Genomic DNA, 10,715 nt, shown 5'->3' with positions numbered 1-10,715 from the left:
ATTCGATAACTATAAAAAATCCCAAATCCCTTGGTATTACTCACTTTTTTCTACTTTTATATACTTGTCCCTTCTCACTCTCTATATAAGGAGCTAAAAGTTCCGCAAGGAACGGGTCGTATTTTCTTTCGCTTTGCTACAGAAAATCTCCACCCTTTTCGCTTTGCTACATCCTTGCAAAACTTTTTTCGGCTCGAGTTTTGGTGGCACCAAGCCGACACATCCAAAAGCAACTATTTAGGTTTATCGGCTTGAATTTGCTATTATACGAGCCGAACCGCTAATGCTTTCGTATTATAATTTCATTTACCACATGTATAGATACGTAATACGTGGGGTTTCGCCCCCACACGACGAACCAGCCTCTACTCCAAAAGTCAACGGAAAAGCGAAGTACAATGGAACGGCAACAGCCGCGCTATTGTACTTGTAATTAAACATGTCATCATAGCGCTCATTTTTCGTTCTAAGAGCGTTATTTTGATTTTATTAGGAAATCTATTAGTTTGTGTTTGAAATCTAATAGAAACGATTTTGAGAGGTTATAAAACCCTTGTTTGTTTTATATACGAGGAATAATTGTTGATCTAAGGGTAAAAAAAACAAGTTTTTAGTCCTCTGAAATATCCATTGAAAACCCATTGGATGTACATTGAAAGTACGTTGGAACTCCATTGAATTTTTTGTATTTGTGATATCACGTTTTTGTTAGGCTTTGCCTAACCTGTCACCCTTAGTGATAGCAAAAATTCCTTATGCTCTTGCACTTGTTGAACTTACTCTTTTCTTTGTTTGATTTGAAATCTATAATTTCTAATTTTATAAAATGATTTGTTTCAAAGTTATTAGGAAATTTTTGTGGCGCGGCCATGATCTTCGCTATATGGATTAAATAATCATTTATTAAGAAAAAAATGGAGTATAACTTGGATCCGTTAAAAATTTGTTATTTTTATATGACAGAAGGATATGAACCTTAGTAAAATGAATTAGTAAAAACCTAGGTTTGATACCTAGGTATCAAGGTTGATATTTTTGAAAATAACCCTTGATATTTAAAAAACTTAGGTTTTTATCTAGGTTTTAAAGGTGGGTAAAAAGATGGATAAAAGTGAAAACCTAGGTGAAGAAAAACCAGGTTATATAGCGATGACTGTTAAAGAAGTTGCATTGTGTTTAGATGAATCGCCAAATGTTATAAGAAATTGGATGAAAGAATTAAGGATGTATATTCCTTTAGAGAAAAATGAATCAGGATACAATGTTTTTAACGAAAAAGCCCTTGAACAAATGAAGATAGTTAAACAATTGCATCGAGAACAAAATTACTCAATAAAACAAATTGAACATTACTTTGCTACAGGTGGAGAGAGTATAAAACCTGTTCCTAGTAAAGAAGTTGGAGAGATTTTAGCTGAAGAATTAAAAGAATTAAAAAATGAAGTTAGTAGACTTAGAGAATATAGTGAGAAACAAGAAGAATTTAATAAGTTGTTAATTGAACAATTACAAAAACAACAAGATTATATTGATAATAAGTTAGAGAAACGGGATCAGAAGTTACTTGAAACAATTCGTGAAGTACAAGAAACAAAAGCATTAACAGCATCTACTGAATCCAAAGGTTTTTTTGCGAGGTTATTTGGAAGATAACTATTTTAAGATTTATGATCTGAGTTCTGGCGTTTATGCCGCGAAAGTTCCTTGACGATGAGGGGAACCCTCATGCAAACTCGCCAGAGGTGGCCCCAGAAGGGCGGTTTTTGCCCGCTGGGGTTATCTTTGGGAGTTTGAGGGTTCGGAGGCTCGTGGTCAAGGGAACCGTGGAATAAAAAGCGAGGACGGACCCCAGGACAGGGCAAAAACCAATGTCTTCGCCAAGATTCGTGGTTCTACTGTTAGAAAAAGGCGAATAAGAATATAGCATACATACAATAAGGGAATGCAGTATAGATCAGTCTACAAGCATTCCCTTGTTATGATTATGCTGTTATTTCAGTTTTGAAACTTTAGAAATTTAATATGATTTAATGAATTAAGATAAGAAAATAAAAAAGGGTAACCTTTATTAAAAGTTACCCTTTTTTTATTATTTTTTTGTGAATGTTACCCAATGAGGATTTGGATTTTCATCATTTATATCACCTGTCTCAGGATATCTGAGTGAACCATATTCTGAATATCCTGTTCTAGCTCTATACGTTGCTGCTGCTTCATGTTCTGCCCAAAATTGGTCAGGAAGGGATGTCCATTTATCACAAACTGTAATGTATGAATAAACAGTTTGTCCATCAGCACAAGCTGTTGTATATGTTTCAGTTTTATTTGCCCAAAGTTGTGCAAAACTAATACCTTCATAATTTGTTCCTGTATTACAATTATAAAAGTGTGTTGTACTTCCTCTTACAAAGGCATCAGTTTGTAAACTCTCAATATCTTTTTTATGGAGGTGTTCAGTATATTCTATTCCTTTACGAGGTGAATACTCAGGTCCGAAATCAACATAACCTTTATGTCCATGACCAAACCATGAGAAATCTATAATTTTATTTAAACGTTTTCCTGTACCATTAATAGATTGTGTATTAATATAATTAATTAATTCGGTTTTACCGTGTACAATTACTATATCTGCAGTCCAAAGTGCTGCTGTTTCTTTAAAATGTTCAATATCTTTTGTTGAATATAAATCTCCTTCAATAACCCAAGTGACGTGTGCAGCATGATTATCATATTTTTGTTTAAGATCTCTAATTTTTTTGATTGCTGGTTCAATAAAGTTATATTTCCAACGACCGTCTGATTTATTTCCTTCTTTTGCTGATACTACAATACATTCGTATTGATTGAGTTCTTCTTTTAAAATTTTATATCCTGAATCTCTTCCTGATTTGATATTTTTATCAATTGCTATAGAACCATCGCCACTTCCGATTGCATATTCTTTAACTTGATCAAACGCCCAATTTTTTGGTAATGGGAACCCTAGGTTTCCACTAAAACCAGTAGACATGCCAGAGACGAAGCTATATGTTGCGTATCCTTTTTCTGATACTTGGATACATACATTTCGTGAACCGTATACTCCAATTTTGTAATAATTATCTAATGTCTTCATTTTTTCGTTAATTGCTTGGAAGTGTAGTAAAATCTTGTCTTTAATATCGTCATCTGTTGCATCAAAGTCTACTGCGAAATAGATAGTTGTACCATGTGGGAATCCATGATGTAAAGCAGCTAGAAAGGCATCCATTGCATCATCTTTACCTTGAGCAGCATTAAAATAGTTTTTATCTCCACCGTTTGTTTGGTAGATAGGGAAAATACTAAGACCAGCTTTAAAAATATTATGCATTTCTCCAGGTTGGATTTTTTTATTTTTAGCATTTGTTACTTTAGCGTTTGTTAAATAACGTCCTACTGTTTCATAACCAGCTGAGATTAATGTTTTTGCTCTTTCTGGAGTAATTTCTGTAATACAATCACAAGCTTTCCCTTGACGTTCTGGATCTCCTGTACTTACTAATAGAGAAGCCCATGTTTGATAATCTGAAGTCCCAGTTTCTTTTAATAATGAAAAGTTTTGGAATTTTTTCAATTGTGTAGTTACAGTTGTTGAAAATTTACCATCAAACGGTACATCGTAACCATTGAAAATAAGAGAAGCTTGGAATAGGTACACAAAAGGACCTGTTGAACCTTCTTTTAATACGACTGATTTAATTTTATCTTGTGTTGTTGGACCAAAGTTTCCGTTAGCTGTACCATCTTGTAATCCTTCTTCATATTGAATCGCAAACATTAAAGCTTTTTGTACATCACGTGAATAATGGCCATCGCAAGGCATATAGAAAAAGTCAGCGCGATTGATATATTTGCTGTTTAACCATTGTTGGATATTTCGAATTTTTGTACTTCCGTTATTAACTAATACATAAGCATCCATTGTTAATAGTGCTTTGAATAATTTAGGGGTTACTGCGCCATCATTTGGTGTAGCGCCTAAATCTTTTTGCATAGAAGCAATAGCCGTTTGTGTACCAGGTGTATATGTTCCTGTAATGCCACCAGGTCCATAACCTTTGCAATATAAAGCGGCTTGAATAATCTTTACAATATTTGTGTTTGTATTAGATGTTGTACTAATCGGACATTTTTTTGCAAGTTCTTTTAATGTAGTAGGGCCACAGCTTGTAGATGTTTCTGCAATTCCAAGTTCTAATTGTAATGCTTGTGTTAAAGCTCCCATTGTAGACCAACCTGTTTTTCCGGTTACTTCAATTTCTTTATAACCAGCTCTACCTTTATAGGTGCTGTTTACCCATTCTTGTGCTTGTTTTACCATTTGATCCATTTTGATTACCTCTTTTTCAATTATTTTTTAAAAGTTTAATTTAATAATGGGATTAAAAATAAATATCCATATTTCAAATGAAATTTAATTAAATTAGCCTCTTACTCTATTAAGTGAAAGAAAAGTAGAATAAATAAAAAAAAAGCAAAAAAATTTTAAAAAAAATTTAAGATAAATAAAAATAGCTATAACATCAGATTTGATAGTTTATCAAACCTGATGTTATAGCTATTTTTAAAGTAGAATTTTGTTTGTCGTGTGGGGATGTAACCACACGTATAACTTATCTATCAATATGGTAAATGAAATTATTATGCCAAGGTACTAGCGGTTCGGCTCGTATAATCGCAATTTAGGCAGATGATCCCCTATATGTGTTGTTTTTACTATTTGATCCATATTTATTACCTCTTTTTTTATTATTTATATTAGATTATTTAATGTTTTAATTTGATATATGGATGAAAAGTTTTATTGCTTTTCTGGTAATAATTTTATGATTATATTTGATAGAAAAAGGACACTTTTTCTCGGTTTTTGTCGATGTGATTTATAAAAAAATATTATATATTAAGGATTTTTATTAATATATAATATTTTTTGTGGGGTTATTTAGAATGTATAAAGTGTTTAAAAGGAGAATGAAGATGAGGATATTACGGAGTAAAACTACTTGTGTTGCAATTGGTGCTAATATTATTTTTTGTATAGCTCTATATATTTATTATATTTTAGATGAAAAATATATTAATATTACCCCTGGTGGAACATCTGATGAAGATATTTACCGCAATTTTATATATTTATCTTTTGCTTTAATTATTCCATTAGTTATTTCCATTGTATTTTCAATTATTGCTTTATATAAAGAGGACACTTCTTCAAAAATATTATTTTCTAATTTGTTATTCTCTATGATATTTTTAACGTTATGTATAATCTCATTTGTCTGTACTATTGTGTTAGATTTTTAAATTTCTATTAAAGGAATTGTGGAATAAAAATCGTAGGATGGATCCTCAGGAAAAGGAAAAAACCAAGTATTATGGGTTGTAAGTTCTAATGTCGGAAAAAGAAGAATAGAAATATAACATACATACAATAAGGGAATGCAGTATAGATCAGTCTACAAGCATTCCCTTGCTATAAAGATGTTAATAATATTTTAATGATGTTGTTACTATGTATGTCATATTGATTAAGAATAAAAAGATTAATATATCTAGTGTTAAAAAAACATATAATATTATTTTTATCTTTTTAGATCTTTCATTTTTAATCATATATATAATGAATAGCATGGTAGTTGATTGGAATAGCATGGTGAAAAATAAAAATGTAATAGCAAATACCATATTCCCTGGTATAAATGGAGTATTCATTATAAGTAGAGAACTAATTATATTAAGAATAAGCGTAGTTAGTATAAAAATATATTTATAGATGTTTTTAATTTTGATCACCTACTTTAATTTTTTGTTTGATAATATAGTTGTTTATTTTTATGGTTATATATAAGTATTTTGTTATTATTTTCGTCTACAATGTAAACATCTTTTTCTTGCCAATCTATCCCGTGAGGTATATCTTTTTCGATTGAAAATAAAACGTCTTTATTTCTAAAAGGAATTGAATTTCGGTTAGCATGAATGTTTATTTCATGTTCTTTTGTTTGAATGCTATAATCTCCTGAATAATTGGAGAAGAACGGTGTTAATTTACTATAAATATATAAAATCTCTTTTTTATCGCTTTCTTGATAAAAGTGGGAATTAATAACCTTTAGATCTGATGTTTTTATGTCTTTTGGTATAAGTAAAAAGGCAACGAGACAATAAAATATAACGACAATAGTAATTAAAGAATATATGTAGAGAGCGGCTATTAATAAATATCTCTTATAATTGCTTTGTTTTATTATCTGATTTTGCAAATTTGAATCCTCCTTTAATAAAGAATCAATTGAAACATTAAATAGATTGCTTAAGGCTAATAAATTGGTTAGATCAGGAAGACTTTTTCCTAGTTCCCATTTAGATATAACTTGTCTTGAAATAAATAATTGGCTGGCTACATCTTCTTGTGTCATGTTATTTATTAATCTTAAATGTTTTATTTTTTTTCCAATGTCCATATATGTACCTCCTTTAATCACTTTAATTATTCTAATGTTAAATAGTAAGAAACGCATCGTAACGTTATAAAAAAGGCATGCAACGATGTGTTGCAGACCTTTATCCATAAGTACCAAAATAAAAAACGCTCCAGGAAGGAGCGTTTTTTATTTTGGTACTTATGGTTTACTATTAACCTTTATCCATAAGTACCAAAATAAAAAACGCTCCAGGAAGTTTTATTTTGGTACTTATGGTTTACTATTAATGAATTTTTAAAAATGCTAATTTATATTTAAATTTTATAAGTTATTTTTTCATGATATATAAAATCATTTTTAGAATCCCATTAATATATATTATTTTTGATGTTTGGAGAGGGAGGAATTTTAAGGGGTAGTGCCTGTGGGGTTTTATGGAATGGTATAATCGTCTCAGATATTAGTATGGAATGGAGATGTGCGGAGTGAGTAAAACTCTAACACCGACTAAAGGGTTGGAAGAACGATTTGAAGAGTACAAAGAAAAACTTGAAGGGATTTATAGAACAGATTGGTAATAAGGTTGATAAGGATGTTCAGGAGTTTCTGGATGCGACTTTTGGAGGGGATGAGTTGCAAGTAATTTTGCGTGGTCATCTTTATATTGAACATGAGCTTGAAAAGTTGTTGAAAATTTACATGGTGGAACCACAGCTTGTCTTAACTGAGAGATTTATGTTTATGAATAAAATAAACTTAGCTATTGCTTTAGGGGCATTATCGTTAGACAAGAAAACTCCTTATAAAAGGTTGAACGAATTGAGGAATAACTATGTTCACCAACTTAAATTTAAAGTAAGTGAGACTGATTTAAATAGATTGGTGGATTCTTTTGATAGAGATTTGAGGGATGAGGCTTCGGTAAAGAAATGGAATGAAGGACTTCCAGAGGAGTATCGAGGAAGCAAGATAAGCAAATTGCAATGTGCTGTGTTAGGGTTATGGACTTATCTTTTGAAAGTTGTGCATGTGGAAAGCACGAGGAAGTTTAAAAAGAAGATTACAATGGTCAATATAAAATACAAAGGAAGTGATCCTAATGAAATTGACGATATGTATTTGGCGGAATGTGAAGAGTTATTTAATAAAATGCAAATAGAAGTAGGAATAATGGAGGGCTCTTAACTAAATTAGGAGTTCTTTTTTAATTTTTTCATGAAAATCCGAAATAACTCAGTGCTTCTCTTATATTAAGACTGTGAAAACGTATGGAAAAGTTCATGTTCATTGCGGTCTTAATTGGTTTAGCAGCTGATTGCATTACGATTGGTCTATTTGTTGCTCTGTTCCTTTAAAGATTAGAGAAGCCCCTTGTATTATCAAAGGGGCCCTTGTTGTTGGTATATCTTTTTAAATGGTGAATGAATCTAGAACGTTGTCTTTCTCTTCTTTGTTGATGCCGATATAAGTCAGTGTGATTTGAGGAGTACTGTGATTTAAGATTTCTTGTAACATGGCTATATCTTTTGTTTGTTTATAGAACCAATAACCGAAGGTTTTGCGCATGGTATGGGTCCCGATAGATTCTATATCCGCAAAATCTCCGGCTTTTTGCAATTGTCGATAGGCCTGGATCTTACTAATGGGTTGATTTCCTTTTCGAGAAGGAAATAACCAGGTATTATCTAGCGTTTGAGCATAAGGGTATACCTCATCAAAAATGGAAGTAAGGTTAATCATGCGTTCTTTCTTTGTTTTTCCTTCTTTGATCTTAAATTCTTTTCTCTTTTTTCGTTTTAGTTTTATTATGGTTTCTGTTTCAAGTTGGAGTAGATCACTCACACGTAGTCCTGTATGAATTCCAATTAAAAATAGTATATAGTCTCGTTCGGAACAGTGGCGTTTTAGGGCCCATTTCATGTCTTCAATCTGTTTTTTGCTACGGATAGGTTGGACATCAATGAGATGTGATTTTTTGTTCATGGATTTTGACCTCTTTATTTATAGTGTTTTGAATGTATACTTTTGTTGTATAAATTGAAGATATCAGGGGAATTGGTCAGAAGTCAATGTTTTAAAGGGTTTGAATGTAAACTTTTATTTAAAAGTTTACATTGGATATTTTAATTTTTATATTTGTGGTCTTTTTAAATTTTAAGTTAAAGAAAAGTATATTATGAACTATTGGTTTACATGTATAGAACTGATAGTTTTTTTATTTTTTATTGTTTTATGTGTAATAATTTTTTAAGAGGTGAAGGGGATGATTTTAGGTCAACAATTAAAGGGAATTGAGTTGTTTATAAAAAATATTAAAGTTTAATTTTTGAAAATCTGTATAATATATGGTGTATTTAATGATTATTAGTTATTTAATATTAAAATATATCTATAAAAAAATAAAAGGATTGTGATTTGATGAATGATGTAATTGGTAATATTGAATTAGATAGAAAAGAATTTTTAAATTTATATGAAAGAAATAAATTTTTATATCAAACATTAGAAGAAGAAGTTAAATATATTCTAAATAAAAGTTTAAAAGAAAAAGATATTAAAATTCATAGTATTCTTTCTAGAATTAAGGAATTTGATTCTTTTTTTGAAAAAATAGAGAGAAAACAAACTAGTAATCCATTTGAAGAAATTACTGATATTATAGGAACAAGAGTTGTTTGTTTATTTTTATCTGATATAGATAAAATTAAAACTTGTATACAAGATTCTTTTACTATTATTTCTGAAGATAATAAAGTTTATGGTGATAATGTTAGTTCGTTTGGTTATATGTCAGTTCATTTTATTGCCATGTTAAAGGATGAGTATTGTGGACCTAGATATGATCATATTAAGCATTTAAAGTTTGAAATTCAGGTTAGAACTATATCTATGGATGCGTGGGCTAATATTTCTCATTATCTTGATTATAAGAGTGAAAATGATGTTCCTTCTGAATTAAAGCGAGATTTTCATGCTTTAAGTGGTCTTTTTTATGTAGCGGATACTCATTTTGAAATGTTTGTTAATGCTAGTCATGAATCACAACTAGTTAAAGAAAAAGAAGTGAAAAATATGCTATCTAATGATGGTAATAATCGAATAAATAATGAGAAAATAGATTTTGATACCTTAAAATCATATTTAAATCAAAAATTTAATGATAATAATAATACTTCTGCGAAGTTAATTTCAGAATTATTAGATGAGTTGTTGCAAAATGGGTATACTACACTTTCAGAATTAGATAATGCAATTAACCGAACTTCTGAAGCTTTTAAAGTATATGAAATGAAATATCCACCAGTAGGAGATCTTAACAAGTTTGTACCTGTTGGTATTATAAGAGCTTCTTTATCTATATTAGATAGGGATTATACAAGACATTTTGATGGAATGACTTCTCAGAGATCAGAAGAGCATGAAGATCCTGCGGTACAAGAATTAATAAAGTAATTTGAAGTTTTTTGTTTTATAAAAAAAAATCCCCTCATGTTATAATTGAAAGTGACCAAACAAACAATTAGAAAAGAGGGGTTTTTATTGTATATATTTATTTTTAAATTCTATAAGAATCATAGCATAAAATGTTCCTCTTCTCTAGTTGAAAATCTTAGAAAAGAGGAGAAAGATTATGTCAAAGCTCGTCAATTTAGAACAAGCTGAAAGAAATGCAAGATTGAGAGATATCGAGAATTCAAAGATCTTGTCAGAAGAAGAGATGTACATAGCAAATGAACTTCAAGCAAAAGCTAATTCGCATGGAATGAAATTAGTACCTGAACGGAAGATAAAAAACAAAGCTAAATTTGCTCAAATCATTCAAGAGAATTGGTTATATCTCATTCAAAATAATTATTTGAAAAACGAAGAAATTATGTTTTTAAACAAAATCATTGGGTTTATAGGTTTCCGTTCTAATTGTATTGTTCATGATATTAATGCAAAAGAACAATTACCTATGACTCAAACAGAAATTGCAGATAAAATAGGATCTAGTAAAAATACAGTTAGTAGATTAGTAAAGCAATTAATTGAAAAAGGCCTCATTGGACGTTTTGAATCTGGTAGAGACGGAATTAATGCTAGAATGTATGCATTGTACATAAATCCTAATGTAATTCTTTGTGGGGATCGTGACAATATTAATCAAACACTACAAACTATGTTTATAAGAAAACCTAAAGAATTAAAAAATTTACCCATTAAATTAGTGTAACCTGTATGAATCTCATACAGGTTTTTTTATATTTTTTATAGTTATCGAAT

At 30.1% G+C, this 10,715-nt stretch carries 8 protein-coding genes; 5 read left to right on the top strand and 3 right to left on the bottom strand.

Annotated elements, in window-relative coordinates; all coding sequences use genetic code 11:
- Window positions 1–1,101 precede the first annotated feature (1,101 nt).
- Complete coding sequence (locus DM800_RS28370; protein WP_147788158.1) at window positions 1,102–1,653, top strand: MerR family transcriptional regulator; 552 nt, start codon at window positions 1,102–1,104, stop codon at window positions 1,651–1,653.
- Between the two features lie 436 nt (window positions 1,654–2,089).
- Here the strand turns inward: DM800_RS28370 and DM800_RS28365 are convergent, their stop codons facing one another.
- On the bottom strand, window positions 2,090–4,354 hold the full coding sequence (locus DM800_RS28365; protein WP_255447113.1) for a glycoside hydrolase domain-containing protein: 2,265 nt from the start codon (window positions 4,352–4,354) through the stop codon (window positions 2,090–2,092).
- 647 nt (window positions 4,355–5,001) lie between these two features.
- On the opposite strand from DM800_RS28365, the gene DM800_RS28360 reads away from it, so the two are divergent.
- Window positions 5,002–5,328 (top strand): hypothetical protein, encoded by a 327-nt coding sequence (locus tag DM800_RS28360; protein WP_147788157.1) that lies wholly within the window; start codon window positions 5,002–5,004, stop codon window positions 5,326–5,328.
- A 494-nt stretch (window positions 5,329–5,822) separates the two neighbouring features.
- Here DM800_RS28360 and DM800_RS28350 read toward each other — a convergent pair whose 3' ends face one another.
- Window positions 5,823–6,488: a helix-turn-helix domain-containing protein gene (locus tag DM800_RS28350; RefSeq protein WP_147788155.1), complete on the bottom strand. Its 666-nt coding sequence runs from the start codon at window positions 6,486–6,488 to the stop codon at window positions 5,823–5,825.
- Between the two features lie 489 nt (window positions 6,489–6,977).
- On the opposite strand from DM800_RS28350, the gene DM800_RS28345 reads away from it, so the two are divergent.
- Window positions 6,978–7,634: a hypothetical protein gene (locus tag DM800_RS28345; protein WP_147788154.1), complete on the top strand. Its 657-nt coding sequence runs from the start codon at window positions 6,978–6,980 to the stop codon at window positions 7,632–7,634.
- Between the two features lie 225 nt (window positions 7,635–7,859).
- Here the strand turns inward: DM800_RS28345 and DM800_RS28340 are convergent, their stop codons facing one another.
- Window positions 7,860–8,432 carry a tyrosine-type recombinase/integrase gene (locus tag DM800_RS28340; protein ID WP_147788153.1) on the bottom strand — a complete coding sequence of 191 codons (573 nt, stop codon included), beginning with the start codon at window positions 8,430–8,432 and terminating at the stop codon, window positions 7,860–7,862.
- A gap of 435 nt (window positions 8,433–8,867) precedes the next feature.
- On the opposite strand from DM800_RS28340, the gene DM800_RS28335 reads away from it, so the two are divergent.
- On the top strand, window positions 8,868–9,902 hold the full coding sequence (locus tag DM800_RS28335; protein WP_147788152.1) for a GTP pyrophosphokinase: 1,035 nt from the start codon (window positions 8,868–8,870) through the stop codon (window positions 9,900–9,902).
- A gap of 178 nt (window positions 9,903–10,080) precedes the next feature.
- The gene (locus DM800_RS28330) at window positions 10,081–10,665 is read left to right on the top strand and encodes a helix-turn-helix domain-containing protein (RefSeq protein ID WP_114556594.1); all 585 of its coding nucleotides are present in this window, start codon (window positions 10,081–10,083) and stop codon (window positions 10,663–10,665) included.
- Window positions 10,666–10,715 lie beyond the last annotated feature (50 nt).

Origin of the sequence: Bacillus sp. AY18-3 (genome assembly GCF_008042305.1) — a bacterium.
GTDB lineage: Bacteria > Bacillota > Bacilli > Bacillales > Bacillaceae_G > Bacillus_A > Bacillus_A wiedmannii.
Note: the sequence above shows the minus strand (reverse complement) of the source record. Positions and strands in the feature narration are given on the sequence as shown.